At 58.3% G+C, this 20,709-nt stretch carries 15 protein-coding genes; 8 read left to right on the forward strand and 7 right to left on the reverse strand.

All coding sequences use genetic code 11. The features are described 5' to 3' along the window. The first annotated feature begins 187 nt into the window (after window positions 1-187). Window positions 188-1,126 (forward strand): ABC transporter ATP-binding protein, encoded by a 939-nt coding sequence (locus BOSE62_RS08150; protein ID WP_159644055.1) that lies wholly within the window; start codon window positions 188-190, stop codon window positions 1,124-1,126. Further along, window positions 1,123-2,715 carry an L-aspartate oxidase gene (gene nadB, locus BOSE62_RS08155; RefSeq protein WP_159644057.1) on the forward strand — a complete coding sequence of 531 codons (1,593 nt, stop codon included), beginning with the start codon at window positions 1,123-1,125 and terminating at the stop codon, window positions 2,713-2,715. Before BOSE62_RS08150 ends, nadB begins: the two co-directional genes overlap by 4 nt. A gap of 36 nt (window positions 2,716-2,751) precedes the next feature. Here the strand turns inward: nadB and BOSE62_RS08160 are convergent, their stop codons facing one another. The 3 genes from BOSE62_RS08160 to BOSE62_RS08170 all read right to left on the reverse strand — a co-directional run bounded on the left by BOSE62_RS08160 (window position 2,752) and on the right by BOSE62_RS08170 (window position 6,793). Then, window positions 2,752-3,762, reverse strand: coding sequence for an NAD(P)-dependent alcohol dehydrogenase (locus BOSE62_RS08160; protein ID WP_159644060.1), 1,011 nt, complete (start codon window positions 3,760-3,762; stop codon window positions 2,752-2,754). Window positions 3,763-4,187: 425 nt separating this feature from the next. Then, a complete protein-coding gene (locus BOSE62_RS08165) occupies window positions 4,188-4,478 on the reverse strand; it encodes a GIY-YIG nuclease family protein (protein ID WP_159644064.1) in 291 nt (96 codons plus the stop codon). A 110-nt stretch (window positions 4,479-4,588) separates the two neighbouring features. Then, window positions 4,589-6,793: a penicillin acylase family protein gene (locus tag BOSE62_RS08170; RefSeq protein ID WP_236553922.1), complete on the reverse strand. Its 2,205-nt coding sequence runs from the start codon at window positions 6,791-6,793 to the stop codon at window positions 4,589-4,591. Window positions 6,794-6,952: 159 nt separating this feature from the next. On the opposite strand from BOSE62_RS08170, the gene clpB reads away from it, so the two are divergent. The 4 genes from clpB (at window position 6,953) to BOSE62_RS08190 (ending at window position 12,553) form a co-directional block, all read left to right on the forward strand. Further along, the gene (clpB, locus tag BOSE62_RS08175) at window positions 6,953-9,532 is read left to right on the forward strand and encodes an ATP-dependent chaperone ClpB (protein WP_159644066.1); all 2,580 of its coding nucleotides are present in this window, start codon (window positions 6,953-6,955) and stop codon (window positions 9,530-9,532) included. A 109-nt stretch (window positions 9,533-9,641) separates the two neighbouring features. Next, window positions 9,642-10,697 (forward strand): membrane dipeptidase, encoded by a 1,056-nt coding sequence (locus BOSE62_RS08180; RefSeq protein ID WP_159644068.1) that lies wholly within the window; start codon window positions 9,642-9,644, stop codon window positions 10,695-10,697. A gap of 86 nt (window positions 10,698-10,783) precedes the next feature. Then, window positions 10,784-11,797: a hypothetical protein gene (locus BOSE62_RS08185; protein WP_236553924.1), complete on the forward strand. Its 1,014-nt coding sequence runs from the start codon at window positions 10,784-10,786 to the stop codon at window positions 11,795-11,797. Window positions 11,798-11,812: 15 nt separating this feature from the next. After that, window positions 11,813-12,553: a 2OG-Fe(II) oxygenase gene (locus tag BOSE62_RS08190; protein ID WP_159644074.1), complete on the forward strand. Its 741-nt coding sequence runs from the start codon at window positions 11,813-11,815 to the stop codon at window positions 12,551-12,553. Between the two features lie 91 nt (window positions 12,554-12,644). Here the strand turns inward: BOSE62_RS08190 and BOSE62_RS08195 are convergent, their stop codons facing one another. Next, window positions 12,645-15,608 (reverse strand): TonB-dependent receptor domain-containing protein, encoded by a 2,964-nt coding sequence (locus BOSE62_RS08195; RefSeq protein WP_159644076.1) that lies wholly within the window; start codon window positions 15,606-15,608, stop codon window positions 12,645-12,647. Between the two features lie 332 nt (window positions 15,609-15,940). Here BOSE62_RS08195 and BOSE62_RS08200 point away from each other — a divergent pair, with 332 nt between their 5' ends. Continuing rightward, window positions 15,941-16,498, forward strand: coding sequence for a hypothetical protein (locus BOSE62_RS08200; RefSeq protein ID WP_159644078.1), 558 nt, complete (start codon window positions 15,941-15,943; stop codon window positions 16,496-16,498). Window positions 16,499-16,532: 34 nt separating this feature from the next. On the opposite strand, the gene BOSE62_RS08205 is transcribed toward BOSE62_RS08200, so the two are convergent. The 3 genes from BOSE62_RS08205 to xseA all read right to left on the reverse strand — a co-directional run bounded on the left by BOSE62_RS08205 (window position 16,533) and on the right by xseA (window position 19,178). After that, window positions 16,533-17,423: a M23 family metallopeptidase gene (locus BOSE62_RS08205; protein WP_236553926.1), complete on the reverse strand. Its 891-nt coding sequence runs from the start codon at window positions 17,421-17,423 to the stop codon at window positions 16,533-16,535. Beyond that, window positions 17,420-17,629: a DUF2093 domain-containing protein gene (locus tag BOSE62_RS08210; RefSeq protein ID WP_159644081.1), complete on the reverse strand. Its 210-nt coding sequence runs from the start codon at window positions 17,627-17,629 to the stop codon at window positions 17,420-17,422. Before BOSE62_RS08210 ends, BOSE62_RS08205 begins: the two co-directional genes overlap by 4 nt. An 82-nt stretch (window positions 17,630-17,711) precedes the next feature. Beyond that, complete coding sequence (gene xseA / locus BOSE62_RS08215) at window positions 17,712-19,178, reverse strand: exodeoxyribonuclease VII large subunit (protein ID WP_159644086.1); 1,467 nt, start codon at window positions 19,176-19,178, stop codon at window positions 17,712-17,714. On the opposite strand from xseA, the gene purD reads away from it, so the two are divergent. Continuing rightward, on the forward strand, window positions 19,177-20,457 hold the full coding sequence (purD, locus tag BOSE62_RS08220) for a phosphoribosylamine--glycine ligase (protein WP_159644088.1): 1,281 nt from the start codon (window positions 19,177-19,179) through the stop codon (window positions 20,455-20,457). The genes xseA and purD overlap by 2 nt on opposite strands. The last annotated feature ends 252 nt before the right edge of the window (window positions 20,458-20,709 follow it).

A 20,709-nucleotide genomic window follows, 5' to 3' on the forward strand; every position in this document is an offset into this window, starting at 1 on the left:
ACATGAAGCAAATGGGCCGAAAACATGGTTAACGGAGCGGTTACCAATTGATGCGAACCCGCATATTGGTTGGACAAGCATGATAGCACCCCGGCATCACAGCCTGCTCAGGATGCTGCCTGCCCCTCCATGTTACGCTCCTGCCAAAGCCTTTGATTATGAGAATTAAACTGGGTATGCCGCCCGAATGAATGATGCAGCAATATCGATACAGAATCTTTCCAAAACATATGCCGGCGGCAAACAGGCGTTGGACGATGTCAGCTTTGACGTACCGCGCGGTTCGATTTTCGGACTATTGGGCCCCAATGGTGCCGGCAAGTCGACATTGATCAACATCCTCTCCGGGATGGTGCGCAAGACGAGTGGCAGTGCCAGCATCTGGGGCTTCGATATCGATGACAGCCCGCGCAACGCGAAAGCGTCGATCGGCATCGTTCCGCAGGAAATCATCTTCGATCCGTTTTTCACGCCCTCAGAAGCATTGGAAGTGCAGGCCGGCCTCTACGGCGTCCCGAAAGCGAAGCGCCGGACCATGGAATTGCTGCGCGCCGTCCATCTGGAAGACAAGGCCGACGCCTACGCCCGGACGCTGTCGGGCGGGATGAAGCGGCGGCTGCTGGTGGCCAAGGCCATGGTCCATTCGCCGCCGATACTGGTGCTCGACGAACCGACCGCGGGCGTCGACATCGATCTGCGCCAGCAGCTCTGGGAATATGTGGTGGAACTCAACAAGGCCGGCGTTACCATCGTGCTGACAACGCATTATCTCGAGGAAGCGGAAAATCTCTGCGAGCGGATCGCGATTATCAATCACGGCAAGCTGATCGCCAACAAGCCGACGCCCGAACTGGTCGATATGGCGCGTGAAAAGCTGGTCGAACTGACGCTGGACCGCGACATCAGCAAGGCACAGGATGCGGTTTCTTTTGCCAATGACCTATTTGAAAAGGCCGAAATCATTGGTCCCCGCACGGTTGCCGTCACCTATAACAAGGACCGGACCAATGCCGGTGGCGTTATGGCAGCGATCCAAGAACGCGGGTTCGCGATCGTCGACGTCACCACCCGGGAAGCGGATCTTGAGGATGTGTTTCTCAACCTGACCCGCGCCAAAGCGGCATGAATCACGATGTCATCATTGTCGGGTCCGGCGCAGCCGGACTGAGCGCGGCGATCACGCTCGCCCGTACCCACAAGGTGCTGGTGCTGGCCAAGGGTGAACTGACCGGCGGCTCCACAGCCTGGGCGCAGGGTGGGATTGCCGCCGTACTCGACGCCGGTGACACGTTCGAGAACCATATCAACGACACGATGGTCGCCGGTGCCGGTCTCAATCGCCGCAAAACGGTTGAATTTGTCGTCGAAAATGCGCCGGCCGCGATTGAGCGGCTGGAGGATATGGGGGTGCCGTTCAACAAGGAAGCGGAAGTCCTCCACCTGACCCGCGAGGGCGGCCACAGCCACCGGCGGATCGTCCATGTCGACGACGCTACCGGCTGGGCGGTGCAGGAAGCCTTGCAGAATACCGCTGCGGCCCACCCGAACATCACGCTACGCCCGCATATGGTAGCGATCGACCTGATCGTCGACCGCCATGCGGAGGCGCCGACCGGCGCGAAAAATGTCTGGGGCGTCTATGCGCTGAACAACGAAACCGGCCATGTCGAGACGCTGACTTCGCGCGCGACGATCATGGCGAGCGGCGGAGCCGGACGGACCTATCTGTTCTCGACCGCCCCGCGCGGCGCGACCGGCGACGGCATCGCCATGGCTTGGCGCGCGGGTGCACGGGTTTCCAATATGGAGATGATGCAGTTTCACCCGACCTGCCTCTATAATCTCGAGGTCAAGAATTTCCTGATCACCGAAGCGGTGCGCGGCGAAGGCGGGCATCTCAAACTGCCGGCCGATGCCGGCGACGAAGCCGGTGACCGCTTCATGCAGCGCTTCGATCCGGAACGGATGGAACTGGCCCCGCGCGATATTGTCGCGCGCGCCAACGACCACGAGATCAAGCGGCTCGGGCTCGACTATGTCCATCTCGACATCTCGCACCGCGATCCGGAATTTGTGAAGGGGCATTTCCCGAATATCTATGACAAGCTGATTGGCCTTGGCATCGATATGACAACCGGGCCGATCCCTGTGGTTCCCGCACAACATTATACCTGCGGCGGGATATTGATCGATCTGGCCGGCCGCACCGACTTGCCCGGCCTTTATGCAGCGGGTGAAGCCAGCGAAAGCGGCCTGCACGGTGCCAACCGGCTGGCCTCCAACAGCCTGCTCGAATGTTTCGTCTTCGGTGACGCGGCGGCGCGGGATATTGCCGAACACTGGGACGAGCTCCCTGCTCCGCCGGCGATCCGGCCATGGGACGAAAGCCGCGTCACCGACAGCGACGAGGAGGTGGTGATCAAGCAGACCTGGACCGAAATCCGCCGCTTCATGTGGAATTATGTCGGCATTGTTCGCACCACCAAGAGGCTCGAGCGGGCCCAGAATCGCATTAACCTGCTGCGCGAGGAAGTTGAGGAATATTACAGCAATTTCCGCGTGACCCAGGATCTGATCGAACTGCGCAACCTGATCGAAGTTGCGGATCTGATCGTGAAGTCAGCCCTGGCGAGGAAGGAAAGCCGGGGCTTGCACTATATCACCGATTATCCGGACCTGCTGCCCGAGGCGGTGGATACGGTGCTGGTGCCTTAAACCGGATTCCAGTCTGGCCGATCGCAGGCACTCGCGTCAATTGTCCAGCACGATACGATAGCGCGCCTCCCCGCTCTCCAGATGCGCCAGCGCCTCGTTGATCTTCTCGAAGGGGAAATGCTCGGTAACAGCTTTGATATTATGGCGCGCGCAAAACTCAAGCATGTCGGCAAGTGTCCGAGGGCTCCCGACGAGGGAGGAAGAAAGCGACAATTGGGAAAACATCAGAGGCATCAGCTGCAACTCGGCAGGCACAGCCTGAACGCCGAGAAAGTGCAATCGGCCTTTTGGCTTCAGCATGGCAATAATGGCATTCCAGTCCAGTGCCACATCGACCGTGCTCAAAATCACGTCGAAGCTGCCTGCTGCCGCGGCTATCGCTTCGGGGTCGCGGGAATTGATTACATCATGGGCACCGAAAGCCATGGCTTCGTCATTTTTGGAGGCACTGGACGTCAGCGCCGTGACATGGCAGCCCCAAGCCTTGCCGAATTGTAATGCCAGATGCCCCAGGCCGCCAATACCCAGCACAGCGATGCGGTCGGTTGGCTTGATGTCAAATTTTACAAAGGGATTAAACACGGTGATGCCTGCGCAGAACAATGGCCCTGCATCCCGGGAATCCAGTCCGTCCGGCAATTTTATCACGCTGACGCCCGACGCCCGGACGATGTCCGCAAATGCCCCGTGACGGCCGGGTGACACTGTAGACTGCACGGTCTCGCAGAGATTGTGATCGCCGTTCAGGCATTGTGAACAGGTCATGCAATAATGCGAATGGCCGCCCAGCCCGACGCGGTCGCCTGTCTTGACATGTGTCACTTCAGCGCCCGTCTCGATCACGGTGCCGGTGGCTTCATGCCCGCCGACAAAGGGAAATTCGGTGATGCCCCAGGCGTTGTTGCGCAAGCTGAGGTCGGTATGGCAGAGACCGCAATGCTCGACCCTGATATCGATATCGTGGGAGCCCAAAGGCCCCAGTTGATATTCGAACGGTTCCAGCTGGTTTCCGGCCTGAGGGGCTGCAAATGCCTTTACAGTGCGCATGGTGGCGATTCTCCTGTGCTCGCGATCTGATTTTGAGCGAACCTGTCATATCCCGGCGCTTTAAGACACTGTCATATCAGGTGAGCCCGAAGGTCATGACCATCGTCGACGGGATAATGTCCTGCCGCTTTGCCAGTCGATCGCACCCGCTTGACGCTCGCCTCCTGTTTCGCCGGATGTTCTGGTTCAAACGACAGAGGTTTCACCTCCTGTTGGCAAGCCGATGCAACTGGCCGGGGTCGGTTGAATGTCTCCGCCGCGAGGTCTTTGCACCGCATAGACCTGCCACGCGAGGCAGGGAATAGGACTCGGTTATCCTGAGGAAGTGCTTGCCTCCAAGGCTCCGCATCATGTGCGGAGCACAGCATCTGTTCCAGCGAGCGCCTGCAATAATGTGCTCCGCGCTTGACGCGGAGCCCTGCGGGCTAGATGATATCGTGGTAGAGATCGCGCCATTCGGGGTTACCCTCCTCAATCAGCGCTATTTTCCATTCCCGGCGCCATTTCTTGAGTTTCCATTCACGCGCCCTTGCGTCCTGAATATCATCATGCGTTTCAAACCAGACCAGCAAGGAACAATCATGTTCCTTTGAATATCCCTCGATCAGCTTGTTGCGATGCTGATAGGCGCGCTGCACCAGATTGCTGGTGACGCCGAGATAGGTTTTTCCGCGCCGCCTGTTGGCCATGAGATAGACGTGGCCGGCTTTGGTCATGAAATTGCCATTTCGCTTGCCTCCAGAGCTCCGCATCAAGTGCGGAGCACAGTTCTTTCCATGTGCTCCGCGCTTGACGCGGAGCCCTGCGGGCTAGGCGTGCCGGTCTGTCAGGTCCCCCGCACCACCTTGTCACTCGTCTTGTGCTTCTCCAGCTCTGCGGGATCAAACCGCACTGGCTTGAGCTTCTTGTCGACAAACATCTGCATCTGGTCAGTATAATGCGGCGAGTCCGGGCGTGTGGTTGCGGCGCCGAAGGGCTGGATCGAGCGGGAGTGGACCTTGCCGTCCTTCGTCCATTCCATGAACATGATGAAGCTGTCGCCATGGCGCACGGACAGGCGCCCGTCCCCTTCGACATCCCAGAGGGTCGACGCGCGGATCGTGTCATTGCCGCCATCAACCGGCAGATCGACATCGCCCTGGCGCATACGTAGTACATCCATCATCGGCGGATCGATCCTGTCGAAATAGGTTGTCAGATGGCCGACGGTTTCCTGCAATATTTCGCGCGGATCGGGCATCTTGCCGCGGTTATAATGCGACTTGTTGGCGGGGCGCAGCACCATCAGCGCGAGCGCGTCTGCCGGACCCTTGCCATCGAGATTCCAGTCCCACTGGACCAGCAATTGCTGCGCCTCGAGCAGCTTGGCACTGTCTTTCAGATCGAGCGCGGCAATCCGGTCGAGCCAGTCCTTCGCATAGCCCGCTTTCTCGTAGCCGGTGTCATATTTGATCGCCCACAATTCAGAATCGGTGATCTTGCCGTCGGCATTGGCGCGCTCCAGCAAGGCAATTGACCGGCGCGACCGGTTGGTCTGGTCATTCTCGACGCCGAGCAGCGGCGAGAAATTGTCGGGTTTGAGCTCGTCCCCTGGCCCCGCCGCGATATAGGGCGTATTGTTGGCGTTCATGACGTAGCCCGATGCCGGATTGACCAAAGCGGGTACGCGGGTGAAGGGCAGGGTTTTTTGCCACAGGGCCTTTGAACTGTCTCCCGGCAATATCCCACGCCAGTCATAGCCTTCGGGCCGGTCAGGGAACATTGCGTTATAGTACATCCCGATATTGCCCTCGGCATCGGCATAGATGAAATTGGTCGCCGGGACGCCCTGCCCCGCCATCGCCGCCTGCCATTCGTCGAAATTGCGCGCCTTGTTGATCCGGTAATATTGAGTCAGCATGTCGAGCTCGTCGATACCGGCATAGCGCAGCGCATAGGCGCCGTTGTCGTTGATGATCACCGGCCCGTGGATCGAACGATAGGCGACCTGCGGATACGGAATGACGAACGGCCCGAACTTGATCTTCAGCCAGACGCGCTTTTTCTCCAGCGCTTTCCATTCACCATCAAAGCGATAGGCATCTTTCTTGTCGTTCAGAGTGAGCTTGTAAATATCGACTAGATCGGGCCGGTTGACGGTATTGGTCCAGCCGAGATATTTGTTGTGCCCGAGAAACGGAAACGGCGAGCCGGGGAAATTTGCGCCGGCAAAGTCCCAGCCTTCCTCGCTGTGCACGACCAGTTCGTACCAGGCGACATTGCCGCGCAGGGGCTGGTGCGAATTGGAAATCAGGCGGGTCTTCCCTTCGGGCGAGAGTTCCGGCGCAAGCGCATAAGCGTTGGAGCCATTTTCATCCGGGTCGGGGCCGACCGGTGTTGCGGAGTCCTCCTCGATCAGCTTGTCGGGGCTGAGCGGATGGATCGAGGTCTTGACCGGCTCGTCGGAGAGGCGCGGACCGCCTTCGCGCGGCAGCGGCTTGTTCTGGACCAGCGCTTCAATCGGATTGTTGAGGCCAAAGAAAAAGGGCGACCGCAGCACGAAACCGGCGGCAATATCCTGTCCGTTGACGGGGAATAGTTTCGCCAGCTTCACCTCTTCGGGGTGCTCCGCGGCATAAGCGTTTAGTCCGGATGCGTAGCCGTCCAGCACCGCGCGGACATCGGTCGGCAATTGATCATATTTGCGGTTCACCGTCCCGCGCACGTCGAGGAGCGCCGCGATATAGTCGATCGGCGCGCTTTCGGATCCGTTGAGCGTCGCCATCCGGCCCCGCGTCATCGCCGTTACTTCCTGCAGCGTCGAGAAATCATCTTCGCTATGGGCATAGGCCACGCCATAGGCGACATCGGCATCGGTCTTGCCGAAAATATGCGGCACACCAAATTCATCGCGGACAATACGGGCTTCATAGGTGCCTTCCGGCGGCGGCGCGGGTTGCTCCACACCCATCGGTTCCCAGACAGCAAGGCCAATAGCCACCAGCACAATGATCGCGAGCAGCCCGATCCCCAGACGCTTAAGTGTTTTCACGTATTTTATCCTCTCCGCCAGCACCATAAACTATGTGCTCTTTTACACTCGAAAGCGCTTACCATATAAGTTTCAAGGAAAAAGTTTTGAATATGGTTGTGTTGCACGACTGCAACACCATATTTGTCACAAGACACCGAGACGAAACAGGATGAACCGATGAACCTTGAGAAATTCACCGACCGCGCCAAGGGCTTTTTGCAATCTGCCCAGACCGTCGCAATCCGGATGAGCCACCAGCAGATCACCGCCGCGCATCTGGCGAAGGCATTGCTCGAAGACGATCAGGGCATGGCCGCAGGGCTGATTATCAAAGCGGGCGGCGATGCCAGGAAAGCCCATCAGGAAATTGATGCCGCCCTCGCTAAAATTCCTGCAGTCTCGGGCAGCGGAGCGCAGCAGACGCCGGGCCTCAACAATGATGCCGTCCGGGTGCTCGATCAGGCAGAACAGATCGCCGAGAAGGCGGGAGACAGCTATATCACGGTGGAACGGCTGCTGCTTGCGCTACTCCTGTCAAAAGACACGGCGGCGGGCAAGGCCCTGCAGGCGTCCGGTGTGACCGCCGAAGCGCTGAACACGGCTATCAACGAACTGCGCGGCGGCCGCTCGGCCGATACGGCTTCCGCCGAGGACGCCTATGAAGCGATGGAAAAATACACCCGCGACCTGACTCAGGCGGCGCGCGACGGCAAGCTCGATCCGGTCATCGGTCGCGACGAGGAAATCCGCCGCACGATCCAGATATTGGCGCGCCGGACCAAGAACAACCCAGTCCTTATCGGTGAGCCCGGCGTCGGCAAGACCGCTATCGCCGAGGGCATGGCACTGCGTATAGCCAATGGCGATGTGCCGGACAGCCTGAAGGACCGGCGTCTGATGGCGCTCGACATGGGGTCGCTGATCGCCGGCGCGAAATATCGCGGTGAGTTTGAAGAGCGGCTGAAAAGCGTGCTCGACGAAGTGCGCGGCGCCGAAGGCGAAATCATCCTGTTCATCGACGAGATGCACACTCTGGTGGGCGCTGGCGCGTCGGAAGGGTCAATGGACGCTTCCAACCTGCTCAAGCCGGCACTGGCCCGCGGCGAATTGCATTGTATTGGCGCAACCACCCTCAACGAATATCAGAAATATGTCGAAAAGGACGCCGCGCTGCAGCGTCGCTTCCAGCCGGTGTTCATCGGCGAACCAACCGTGGAAGACACGGTTTCGATCCTGCGTGGGCTGAAGGAGAAATATGAGCTGCACCATGGCGTGCGGATCACCGACGGCGCGATCGTCAGCGCAGCAGCGCTTTCCAACCGCTATATTCCCGACCGTTTCCTGCCCGACAAGGCGATCGACCTGATGGACGAGGCGGCGTCGCGCATCCGCATGGAAGTCGAATCCAAGCCGGAAGAGATCGAAACGCTCGACCGCCGGATCATCCAGCTCAAAATCGAGCGCGAGGCACTGTCCAAGGAAAGCGACGATGCGTCCAAGGGCCGTCTGGAAACGCTCGAGAAGGAACTGGCGGAACTTCAGCAGCAAAGCACCGAGCTGACCACGCGTTGGCAGGGTGAGAAAGACAAGATTAATGCCGAAGCCGAGCTCAAGGAGAAACTTGACCATGCCCGGCTCGAACTGGAGCAGGCCGAACGGGCTGGCGATCTCGCCAAGGCCGGCGAGCTGAGCTACGGAACGATACCCAATCTGGTAAAGGCGCTCGAGGAGGCGGCAGGAGATACCGAAGGGGCGATGCTGCGCGAGGAAGTGACATCCGAGGACATTGCCGCGGTCGTTTCCAAATGGACCGGTATTCCGGTCGACAAAATGCTCGAGGGCGAACGCGAGAAGCTGCTGGCGATGGAAGACATTATCGGCAAGCGCGTGATCGGCCAAAAGGATGCGGTTGAGGCTGTCTCCGCAGCTGTTCGCCGCAGTCGTGCCGGACTGCAGGACCCTAACCGTCCGCTGGGCAGTTTCCTGTTCCTCGGCCCGACCGGGGTCGGCAAGACCGAACTGACCAAGGCGCTCGCCGGCTTCCTGTTCGATGATGACCAGGCAATGGTCCGAATCGACATGTCCGAATTCATGGAGAAGCACAGCGTATCACGGCTGATCGGTGCCCCTCCGGGCTATGTCGGCTATGACGAAGGCGGCGTGCTGACCGAAGCGGTGCGCCGGCGTCCCTATCAGGTGATCCTGTTTGACGAGGTCGAAAAGGCCCATGGCGACGTGTTCAACGTGCTGCTGCAGGTTCTCGACGACGGGCGTCTGACCGACGGTCAGGGCCGCGTGGTGGATTTCTCCAACACGCTGATCATCCTGACTTCCAATCTGGGCAGCCAATATATGGCGAACATGAAGGATGGCGAGACCGTCAAGGATGTCGAACCACAGGTGATGGAGGTCGTCCGCGCGCATTTCCGTCCGGAATTTCTCAACCGTCTGGACGAGATCATCCTGTTCCACAGGCTGTCCGAAGAACATATGGCACCGATCGTCGATATCCAGGTTTCACGGGTGCAAAAACTGCTCAAGGACCGGAAAATCGAACTCGACCTTACCGATGCAGCAAGGCGTTGGCTGGGACGGGTCGGCTATGATCCGGTTTACGGCGCACGGCCGCTGAAACGGGCGATCCAGAAATATCTTCAGGATCCGCTCGCCGATATGATCCTGCGCGGTCAGGTTCCGGATGGATCGACGGTCAAGATCGACGAAGGCGACGGTGCGCTGAAGATGGAAACTGCATGACAATTAGCCGCCGGGCATCCATATTGCGGATATGAAAAACCTGCGATCCATGTCCCGGCGGTCCTTTGTCCAAGCCTCCACACTCTGCGCTTTGGCTGGCAGCAGTAATGTGACTGCCGCAGCGAGAAGCCTGACCGGTGTCGTTCGGCAAGCACCGGTGATTGATGGCTTGAGTTTTCTTCCCGACAATCTGGATGAAATCCGCCAGGCTGGCCTGACTGCGATGATCTGCGATGTCTCGGAAGTCGAAGAAGTCCGCGATAGCGACGGGACACCGCGGTACCAGCGTAATTTTGGCGTGAACGACGCAGCTCTGGACGCCGCTATCGGCCGGATAGAAGCCAGTGATCAGGTCTTCGTTGCCGACCGGGGAAGCGATATCGGGTCCAGACCGGGATGTGCAGCCTTTCTGCAATTCCAGTCCTGCGAAACTATTGGCGAAGACCTCAGCCGGATCGCATATTTCCACGACAAGGGGCTGCGGGTCCTCCAGCTGACTCATCATAATGACAATAAATTTGCCGGTGGCGCGATCGAGAGGGAACAAAGCGGTCTGACTGAACTGGGGCGCGCCGGCATCGCCGAAATGAACCGGGTGGGTCTGCTGCCCGACGTTTCCCACGGATCGATTCCCACGATATTGGAGGCCGCGGAGGCAAGCCGGTCGCCTGTCGTCTATTCCCACGGTGCATGCCGGGCAATTGTCGATCATCCTCGCTGTATCACCGATGAAGGAATACGTGCCATTGCCGACAAGGGCGGTGTCATCGGTATCTTCATGATGAGCTTCTGGCTGACGAACGACAGCAAGCCGAGGATCGAACACCTGGTCGCCCATATCCGGCATGCGATCAATGTCGGAGGGATTGACGCAGTCGGCATTTCCAATGATTTCCCGATGGCTGGGCAGGAAAACCTGCGCAAGTTGAACAATGACAATCAGCAGGGGGTCAAGGAATATCTCGGCTGGTGGCAAGCCATGCGAAAGCTCGGTATCCCCGGCTATGAAGTCGATCCGGAACATGTTGTGATCCCGGAACTGAATAATCTGTCTCGCATGATGACGATCCGTGATGCCTTGCTGGCCGAAGGCTTCAGCCCGCCGGAAATATCGAAGATCATGGGCGGGAACTGGCAGAGAGTGCTTGTTGACGTCCTCGGATAGACCGTGAACCGCTTCCGGATGCTCCTGCCTATTGTGCGATCCCCCTGTTCCCCCCATTATGGGCCATTATGACTTCAAACACAGAAATGACCAGAAACGCCGAGTTTCTCGCCCACCGTTACGATGAGACCAGCGATGCTTTTCAGTTCGTTGCATTAGACCGCGATCAGCATCGGCGCTGCACGTTCCTGACCGACGAATATATTCCCGCGCAATCGCGCCGGATAATGATCGAAGCCAAAGACATTAATCTTGAACCGGAAACTCTGGCGCCCGTAGACTTCGTCTTTCATTCCGCTTTTGCCTGCTCGACGATGATGGCACGCGCCCTCGATATCGATGGTGTTTCCATGGGACTGAAGGAACCGATTGTCCTCAACGATCTGGTGGGCATGAAACGGCGCGGCGCGGCACCGGCCAGACTCACTCAGATTCTGCAGCAATCGGTTGATCTTCTGGCACGCCCATTCTCCAGCGGCGAGAAAATCATCATCAAACCATCCAATGTCGTCAATAGCCTGGCACCGTCGATCCTGAAATTGCGACCGGATTCGAAAGCGCTGTTTCTACATGCTCCGCTGAAGTCCTTTTTGCGGTCGCTGGCGGCGAAAAATATGTGGGGGAGAATCTGGGCGCGGGAAAATATGATCGGCATCATGGATGACGGTGACCTTATTGGCGGCTTTACCTCGGCCGACTTGCTCCGTCTGACCGATATTCAGGTCGCCGCCGTGGCATGGCTCTCCGAACATGCACGATTTGCCAGAATGATCGATCAATTTGGGGGAGACCGGATCAAAAGCCTCGATAGCGATACTTTTTTGCGCAACAAGCAGGCCACTGTCGCACGTATCTCCTCCTTTTTTACGCTCAATCTTGGCGAGAAGCAGATAGACAGGATTGTAGCTGGGCCGGCTTTTACTCAACATTCCAAAGATTTCTCAAAATTCGATACCACGGCACGTCTGGACCAGCATTCAAACGTTCAGGATTCGAACGGAGAAGAAATCGATATGGTCGTGCAATGGGCTGCCGCTGTTGCTGACAGCCAGAATCTCTCGCTCGATCTGCCCGCACCGTTGCTTTCTTCACAAGAATAGAGGCCGAAACAGATTATGAACCCTGACCAGAATGTACCGTTTCAGCTAAACCCGGCTCTGGATCTGTCGGCATTGGCTGACCAGTTCAAAACACAGGGCCGCATCCAGATCCGCGATGCGCTGGACATCAGAACCGCCGAGTTTTTCCGTTCGGTCCTTGAGAGCCGGACAAACTGGGGGCTGGCTTGGCAAATCGGTGCGGAGGGGCCACGCGCCTTGCGGTTCACCGAAACACAAGCGCTCTCAGACATTGAAAGACAGTCGATAAGCCACAAGGCAGGCGAAGCCGTCGGTCGTGGCGAATATGGCTTCGTTTACAAGCAATACGCCATGCTTACAGCCTATCTCGAGCAATGGGATCCGGCCCATCCGCTGAACCGCTTGCTGGAGCATCTCAATGATCAGCCGTTTCTCAATCTCATCCGGCAAGTCAGCGGCGTGCAATCCGTGATCAAGGCGGAAGCCCAGGCCACCTGTTTCGGACCGGGTCATTTTCTGACCGAACATGACGACCTGCACAGCAGAGATCCCCGGCGCGTCGCCTATGTCCTCAACCTGACTATCCCGGACTGGAAGTCGGAATGGGGCGGTTATTTGAATTTTTTTGACGGAAACGGCAATGTCGACGCCGGGTTCAGGCCAATATTCAACAGTCTGAATCTGTTTCTGGTGCCGCAGCGCCACTCGGTCTCCTATGTCGCTCCTTTTGCTCCGGTCGGCCGCTATGCGATCACGGGCTGGGCGATGGATCCCTGAACGGGGTCAAGGAACGGGAAATCTTGCCAAGACAATAAAAAAGGCGGGCTCGAAAGCCCGCCTTCTTTTTATCCGATTGGATCGGTTGCGATTAGAAGCGCAGACGAACACCGGTGTAATAACGCCGACCGAAGACGTCATAAACGTCAGCAGCGGTATCGGAACCGGTCACGTTGAACGGCGTACCGGTCAAGATGTTAGGCGCAGATTTGTCGAGCAGGTTATCTACACCGAAGTAGAACTCGAACTTCTCGGTGACATAGAACGAGGTGTTCATGTCCAGCAGGAAGTATGCTGGTACCGAGTAAGCCTTGGGTCCGTCGAACTGGTCATCTTCGTAAGACTTGCCGATGAAAGTACCGGTAAATCCGACTTTGAAGTCATCGGTCGAGTAGGTCGCGTTCGCGGTGAAGCGATCTTTGGCCGTACCGATTTCACCAGCCGATGGATCGGCATCTGCAGTTGGCAACGAGAAGAAATCGTTCTTGATCACGTGCGTATAGGCACCGCGAAGCGAGAGACGATCGCCTGCTGTCAAACCAAGCGGCGTGCTCCAGGACGCGGTAACGTCGACACCCGAGGTTTTCAGAACAGCAGCGTTAACCTGCAGGGCGTTGATCAGATCGATCGAACCCACGCTGTTAACGGCCGTGCCTGCCTGACGACGAACGATCAGATCACAGAAGGTGGAGTTACCTTCATCATAGCACTGCTGAAGCGAGAACTGCCGTGGGAAGCCCGAAATCACGTCGGTGATTTCGATGTTGTAGTAGTCGGCAGTGATCGTCAGGTTACCCAGTGCAGGGATCGAACGAGGTGCAATGACCGCACCAACAGTCCAGGAGTCTGCAGTTTCTTCGAACAGGTCGGGGTTGCCGCCGTTGAAGCCCGAGATACCCTGAATATCGGCCTGGTTGAGTGTGAACACACCATTTGCGGCAATGTTGGCTGCAACGCCAGCATCAGCCCGGCAATTGTCGCCGGTTGCACCGCCGCCAGTTGCACCAATGCCTTCGCAAGGATCGATCAGACCCGATGGGAACGTCTGCGAAAGACCCGCAAACAATTCGCCAATGTTCGGAGCGCGAACAGCACGAGCATAGGTACCACGGATCCGGAGATCATCAATTGGCTGCCATGTAGCCGTACCGTTGTAGCTCACAACAGAACCAACCGTCGAGTAGTCGGAAACACGGATAGCACCGCCAACTTCGAGAAGCTGGAAGCCTGGTGTATCAGCCAAGATTGGAACCTTGATTTCAGCAAAGGCTTCTTTGACGTCGAACGAGCCGCTGGTATCCGGCAAAACGTTACCGGCATTCAGGCCTTGGTTTGTCAGAGCATCGTTATCCGAGAAAGAAGATTCCTTCCGATATTCAACGCCGACAGCAATTCCAAGAGGACCAGCTGGCAGGTCAAGCAGCGTACCGGAAAGGTTACCCTGAAGAACCTGCTGTTTCAGGCCAGTCTGATACGTGCCCTGTGCCTGGATGTAATCAACCGCGCCCTGCGAAATGGAGCCCGCACCAAAGATGTTGGCAGCGACACAACCGTTTGCACGAGCTTCCGCATCGATACAAATCGCATCGGTCGTCAAACCGTTGCCATTCAGATCGTTGACATCCGTCATGACGGCAAGCGCGTCACGGAAGTTAACTACATTGACCTGACCCGAAGAGGTCTGGTTTTCGTTAACCTGGCCGTAGTTGTAGCTTACGTCCCAGCGGAAACGGTCATCAAACAGGCCGCCGTCGAAGCCGACTACGAAGCGATAGAAATCGCGTTCTGTGCGACCCGAGCGTGGACCGAATTCTGCAAGACGACGAACAAAGCCGATGTCGCGCAGACCGTCGCCATTGCTATCCGTCGCCGCATTCAGAATTTCGGTTGGAACGAACGGGTTGGCTACGATGGTCGTGGTGCCTGGCAGATAGTTTTCGACATTATATCCGCCATCGGTTGGGAAAATGCCGTTGGAACCACCGGATTCCAGCGGGAACGGTTCAATGATGCGCGACGAAGACGTCTTGTTGAACGTGCCTTCGAAGAAGAAGTTGATATCATCGCTAAGCGCATATTCACCGGCTGCAGCGAAGAGATAACGCTGGACAGGAACGGCGAGCGTACGGAACTGCTGGCGGTTGAACCCGTTGGGGCCAAGGCCTGGTCCGACGGTTGCGGTACAGGTGTCACCATTGGTGGTGAAGCAATCCTGCAACTGGCCGTTTGGAGCGTAGGTGAAGGTTGCGCTCGGAGTAATGAAGCGACCCTGTGGCGGGAAGCTGGAGAAGAACGGCTCGGTATCGGTGCCATAATCACCACCGAAGTAGATCGAATCGAGAGCATCGATCTGTGTGTTCGAACGCTGCTTGGACAACAGGCCTTCTTCGTTCGAATAGCCGAAATGGACCATGAGGTTGCCGTCGCCATCGGCGAAGTTCGTGCCGGCGGTTACGTTCATCTGGTAACGTGCGTCATCGCCCCGCTCGGTGATGCCGTACTGAGCGTTGGCTTCAATGCCTTCGAAGTTCGACTTGTACACGAAGTTGACAACACCTGCGACAGCGTCCGAACCATAAAGCGAGGAAGCGCCACCGGTCAGGATGTCAACACGCTCAACAAACTGAGTCGGGATGACGTTAAGATCGACGGTTGCCGAACCAGCAACCGATGCAACAACACGACGGCCGTTGATCAGAACCAGCGTACGGTCGGAACCGAGGTCACGAAGATCGACCGTTGCAACACCGGTACCTGAGGTCAGGAATGCGGAGTTGGTACGGCTGAGGCCAGGTGTACCGAAAACGGGATTTTCAAGGAGAAGTTCCTGAACGTTGGTAACACCAGCATCGTCGATTGATTCAGCCGATACGACCTGCAGCGGAGCAGCAGACTCGACCGTTGCCGACGCGATGCGCGAACCGGTAACAACAATCAATTCGCCTGGTTGTTCATCAGCAGCACCTTCTTCCTGCGCAAAGGCAGGTACAGATACCATAGCGATTCCCAGCACCATCGGTGCTACGGTCGCCTTTAGCTTTGTAAATTTTGTCATTATATTCCAGTCCCTTATTCTGGAGAAGCAAGCCACCATGGCCTGCCCCGGTTGTTGACCGGCGGCAATCTATGCGCCCCAAACGCAATGATTATTCCGCCGAATTGGCGTTGCGATGCAACATCGATGCTGGTGCTGTAAAGCTTCTGTTCAGCTCCCCGAGCGGATTTTGTAGACAATGTAACTATTTTGCCACAGTTTGAATCGCGTCAGGATTCCCGCTTTCAAGCGATTATTTCGGTTGTGGATTTTCGGCCCGAAGTTTAGTTTATGACCGATATAAGACGTAGATCGCTGATATTGCAGCTCAACAGAAGAGGACGAAGATCATCATGAACGATTTCACTGTCAAAGCAGCATTGGCCTTTAATGCGGTCCTGCTCACGGCTCTGCCGGCATCGGCAATGGCGAAGGATGATGATGGGAACACTCCGCCGCCGGCAATTTTTCAGGACGTTATTGATTGTCAGAAGGTTACCGATACAACGGCCCGCCTGGCATGCTATGACGCGAAGGTATCGACACTCGCAGCAGCACAGGAAAGCCGGCAAGTGGTTGTCGCCGATCGAGAGCAGATCAAGGAAGTACGCCGCGGCCTTTTCGGATTCTCACTGCCCAAAATCCGGCTGTTTGGCGGAGGATCGGATGAGAAGGACAAGGAAGAGCGCATCGAACAGCTCGAAACGACCATCACGTCCGCTCGGCAATTCGGCTACGGCAAATGGATGCTGACATTGGAAGAAGGCGGGCGCTGGCAACAGACCGATACGATCCGGCTGAATTCCGAACCCCGCAGCGGCGATTCGATATTGATCAAGACCGGTGCAATCGGCAGCTATCTCGCGAGTATCAACGGACAGCGCTCGATCAGGGTCAAGCGGGTAGAATGATCTGCGGCCGGCTGCATCAATAAGCCGACAACAATCAGTCCATCGGTCCGGTCAGCAGGATCGGGTCGATCCGGGCCTTGTTCCATTTCATCGACCAGTGCAGATGCGGGCCGGTGGCGCTGCCAGTGGAGCCGATCCGACCGATCGGTTCGCCGCGCTTCACTTCCTGCCCTTCTTCCACAAGTATCTCGGAACTGTGTAGAAAGGCGCTGTTGAGCCCCATGCCATGATCGATCATCAGCAGATTGCCTTCCAACGTGAACGGGCTGGATGCCGCTAGCGTCACCACACCATCGGCGGGCGCGACATAATAGGTGCCGGTCGGGGCGGCTATATCGATGCCGCTATGATAGCTGCCTGGATCGCCGTTATAGATGCGCTGCGATCCGAACTGGCCAGAGATGCGGCCCTTTGCCGGCCAGATGAAGGTCTGGCGCCAGCCCTTGCTGTCGCTCTTGACTGAACGAGCCGCATTGATCTGCGCCAGTTCAGGTCCGCGACGCGCCATGAAGGCGGCGCTCCGGGTGGTGGCGCGGCGGTTGATGCTGACATGCTCGATCTTCCATTTGCGCGGAGCAATGTTGATGAATTTGCGGACCGTCTGGCCATTGTCGAGAGTCGCAATGACGTTGGCCGCCTGCCCGGCATCGCGGTTGAAGGCGATGATGAACTTGCCATCCTCGTCAAACGAAACGGGTTCGCCGTCAAACGACAGGCTCCGGGTCCCGGCGGGTGCATCGCCGATCATGACGCCGCCCTGAATCGCTTCGCCGCTGAACCCGAACTGTATCGCATCGCGAAAAGCCGACTGTTCGCCGGCGGTCGATTCCGCGCTTTCGGCGGTCCCGGCATAAACCATGGCCGCGGGCACAGCTACCGCCGCGGTTGTAAAAAGGCACAGGGTAGCTTTAAACCGTCCGGTCACTTTTCACTGTCCGGCAAATGGGCGTGCGCCGAAATCTGGGCAGTCGCATAAGGCTGCTGCTTTTCCACACTCCAGTAGCGCAGTTCCTCGAGCGGAATCGCTTCGCCGGTCACCGCGCACAGGACATGGTCGCCTGACGACAGCGGCCGGAAGCCGTTCGGCATGTAATGCAGCTTGGCTACCTTGTTGCGATTGGACATTAACATAGGACGCTTATACTCCCTTTATCCTTTACCTGCGATTTACAGTGTTGATGGCCACAACGGGCCGATCCTAACGTAAATTCCTCTAGAATAAATCCTGCTGCCTGTCATCCGCCGGTTTTTTGACTCGGCTCGGCGAAGAGGAGGCAGGCTTTGGTTTTGCCGGCGCCTTGTCGGTGACGATCGCGCCAACGACTCCATCCTGGAAATGCAGATCAAGGTTGCCCGCCTTTATCGCGGCGGCGCGATTGGCGATCAGACTGCCGTCCGGGCCGGACACCCGGGCATAGCCCCGCTTTAGCGGACCGTCGGGCGAGACCTGCTGGGCCAGCCGCCAGAGCGCGTCCAGCCGTTGCTTCGCGTCATCGAGCGGGCGTTGCACGAGGCTGACCGGCAGATCGAGCCGCTTATACTGCTCCTGCGAACGGGCCAGCCGCTGCTTCAATATAGACGGTCGCAAGGCCCCGGCACTGCTGGCAAAGCGGCTGCGGGCATGAGCGATATTCTGGCTCATGCTATATTTCATCCGCTCGGACGTCTCGTCGACCCGCTGCTGGTGCGGACGGAGCAGATCGGTCAGCGCCGGCATCAAGCGACGCTGCGCCTCGAGCCGTTCCTGGGCGGTGCTCAGGCTGCGCTGCACGCTGCGCGCCATCCGCGCCTTGCCCTCTGCAAGCGTGGCCAGCCATTCCGCGCGAACCGGCACCGCCATTTCTGCCGCTGCCGTCGGCGTTGGCGCGCGCAGGTCGGCGGCAAAATCGCAGAGCGTCGTGTCGGTCTCGTGACCCACGGCGGAGATGATCGGAATCGTACAATCCGCGACGGCCCGGACCACGATTTCCTCGTTGAAGCTCCACAGGTCCTCGATCGAGCCGCCGCCGCGCGCGACGATCACCAGATCGGGCCGGGCGACCGGACCATCCGGCGCCATATCCGAAAAGCCGCGAATGGCGTGAGATATCTGTTTCGCCGCGCCCTCGCCCTGGACCAGCACCGGCCAGACGATGACATGGCTGGGGCAGCGGTCGGCGAGCCGGTGCAAGATGTCACGGATCACAGAACCGGTCGGCGATGTGACCACGCCGATGGTCTTCGGCAGGAACGGTATCGCTTTCTTGCGGTCCTGGTCGAACAGGCCCTCGGCGAGCAGCTTGGCCTTGAGCTTTTCGAACAGGGCCATCAGTGCGCCCTCGCCCGCCAGCTCCATCTTGTCGATCACGACCTGATATTTGGAGCGGCCCGGATAGGTGGTCAGCTTGCCAGAGACAACGACCTCGATGCCATCCTCCGGCCGGAACGCCAGCCGTCCGGCATTGCCCTTCCACATCACCCCGTCGATCACCGCCTTGTCGTCCTTCAGCGCGAGATAGACATGGCCGGACGCGGCGCGTTTGAAGCCCGAGATTTCGCCGCGGATCCGGACATAGCCGAAGCGATCCTCGACCACTCGCTTGAGCGCTCCGGAAATTTCCGAAACCGACAAAGGCGGGGCGTTGTCACCCTGCCCGCTCTCGGCTAGGAGCTTCGCGTCTAATGAGAGGGAATCGTCCATGAATATCCTGTTGATCGGTTCGGGTGGCCGCGAACATGCCTTGGCCTGGAAGCTGGCGCAATCCCCCATGCTCGGGAAATTTTACGCGACACCAGGGAATCCCGGCATCGCGCAGCACGCCGATCTGGTCGCGCTCGACATCAGCGACCATGGCGAAGTCATCCTGTTCTGCGGCGAGCATGACATCGATCTGGTCGTCGTCGGCCCGGAAGCGCCGCTGGTCGACGGCCTCGCCGAAAGCCTGCGCACCGCCGATATTTTCGTCTTCGGTCCGGACAAGGCAGCGGCCCAGCTGGAAGGCTCGAAAGGCTTTACCAAGGACCTGTGCGCCCGCGCCAATATTCCCACCGCCGGCTATGTCCGCGCCACCTGCGCGGCTGATGCGCTCAAGGCGCTCGACGGCTTTTCCATCCCCGTCGTGATCAAGGCCGATGGGCTGGCCGCCGGCAAGGGCGTGATCATTGCCGAGACCCGCGAGCAGGCTGAGGCCGCGATCACCGACATGTTCGACGGCAGCTTTGGCGACGCCGGCGCCGAAGTGGTGATCGAGGAATTTCTGACCGGCGAGGAAACCAGCTTCTTCGCGATCACCGATGGCGAGAATGTCGTCCCCTTCGGCAGCGCGCAGGACCACAAGCGCGTCGGCGAAGGCGATACGGGCCCGAACACCGGCGGCATGGGCGCCTATAGCCCCGCCCCTGTCTTCACCCCCGCCCTGCAACAGCAGGTGATGGAACAGATCATCCAGCCGACCGTCGACACATTGGCCGCCGAGGGCACGCCCTATAGTGGCGTGCTGTTCGCCGGGCTGATGCTGACCGGGACCGGCCCGCAGCTGATCGAATATAACGCCCGCTTTGGCGATCCGGAATGCCAGGTGCTGATGATGCGGCTGGAAAGCGATCTCGCCAAGCTGATGATGGCGACGGCCAAGGGCGACCTCGCCCAGACCAGCGCGCCGGTGTTCGCGCCGGAAACCGCGCTGACCGTGGTGATGGCGGCCAAGGGCTATCCTGCGACACCGGAAAAAGGTGGCAAGATCCAGAATCTCGCCAGAGCCGAGCGTAAGGACGCCAAGATATTCCATGCCGGCACAGCGGAGGTCGACGGCACTCTGGTCGCCAATGGCGGGCGGGTGCTCAACGTCACCGCGCTAGGCGATAGCGCCACCGAAGCGCAGGCCAAGGCTTATGCAGCGGTTGACCAGATCGATTTCGAGAGCGGCTTCTGCCGCCGCGACATCGGCTGGCGCGAGGTTGCGCGGGAGGCGGGAAACTAGTTTTTTTCGACGAGCTTGCGTACCAAAGTTCGTCAAACTTCGGGCCAAGAAACGGTTTTCGCGTGTCCGTTTGCCGGGGGCATGGTCATGGGACTCGCACGCACGCACAAGGGCGCCAAGAGATTGCGCTTTGTGGCTTAGTGTCTTCGTGCGAGCCCGGCAATTTTGCGTCATGGCGTGGACTTTACGCAGACACCCTCTTTTCTTTTCTGCGACCTTTGCCCCCCTGGCCGCAGAATTGCAGCCTTTGTA

This window comes from Sphingorhabdus sp. 109 (assembly GCF_902506555.1).
Classification (GTDB): domain Bacteria; phylum Pseudomonadota; class Alphaproteobacteria; order Sphingomonadales; family Sphingomonadaceae; genus Parasphingorhabdus.

Bases quoted from the DNA above. Each gene is read 5' to 3' on its own strand.
- purD (WP_159644088.1), top strand. From the start codon at position 19,177: ATGAATATCCTGTTGATCGGTTCGGGTGGCCGCGAACATGCCTTGGCC.
- BOSE62_RS08185 (WP_236553924.1), top strand. From the start codon at position 10,784: ATGACCAGAAACGCCGAGTTTCTCGCCCACCGTTACGATGAGACCAGC.
- BOSE62_RS08200 (WP_159644078.1), top strand. From the start codon at position 15,941: ATGAACGATTTCACTGTCAAAGCAGCATTGGCCTTTAATGCGGTCCTG.
- nadB (WP_159644057.1), top strand. From the start codon at position 1,123: ATGAATCACGATGTCATCATTGTCGGGTCCGGCGCAGCCGGACTGAGC.
- BOSE62_RS08210 (WP_159644081.1), bottom strand. From the start codon at position 17,629: ATGTTAATGTCCAATCGCAACAAGGTAGCCAAGCTGCATTACATGCCG.
- BOSE62_RS08195 (WP_159644076.1), bottom strand. From the start codon at position 15,608: ATGACAAAATTTACAAAGCTAAAGGCGACCGTAGCACCGATGGTGCTG.
- xseA (WP_159644086.1), bottom strand. From the start codon at position 19,178: ATGGACGATTCCCTCTCATTAGACGCGAAGCTCCTAGCCGAGAGCGGG.
- BOSE62_RS08165 (WP_159644064.1), bottom strand. From the start codon at position 4,478: ATGACCAAAGCCGGCCACGTCTATCTCATGGCCAACAGGCGGCGCGGA.
- BOSE62_RS08150 (WP_159644055.1), top strand. From the start codon at position 188: ATGAATGATGCAGCAATATCGATACAGAATCTTTCCAAAACATATGCC.
- BOSE62_RS08190 (WP_159644074.1), top strand. From the start codon at position 11,813: ATGAACCCTGACCAGAATGTACCGTTTCAGCTAAACCCGGCTCTGGAT.
- BOSE62_RS08160 (WP_159644060.1), bottom strand. From the start codon at position 3,762: ATGCGCACTGTAAAGGCATTTGCAGCCCCTCAGGCCGGAAACCAGCTG.
- clpB (WP_159644066.1), top strand. From the start codon at position 6,953: ATGAACCTTGAGAAATTCACCGACCGCGCCAAGGGCTTTTTGCAATCT.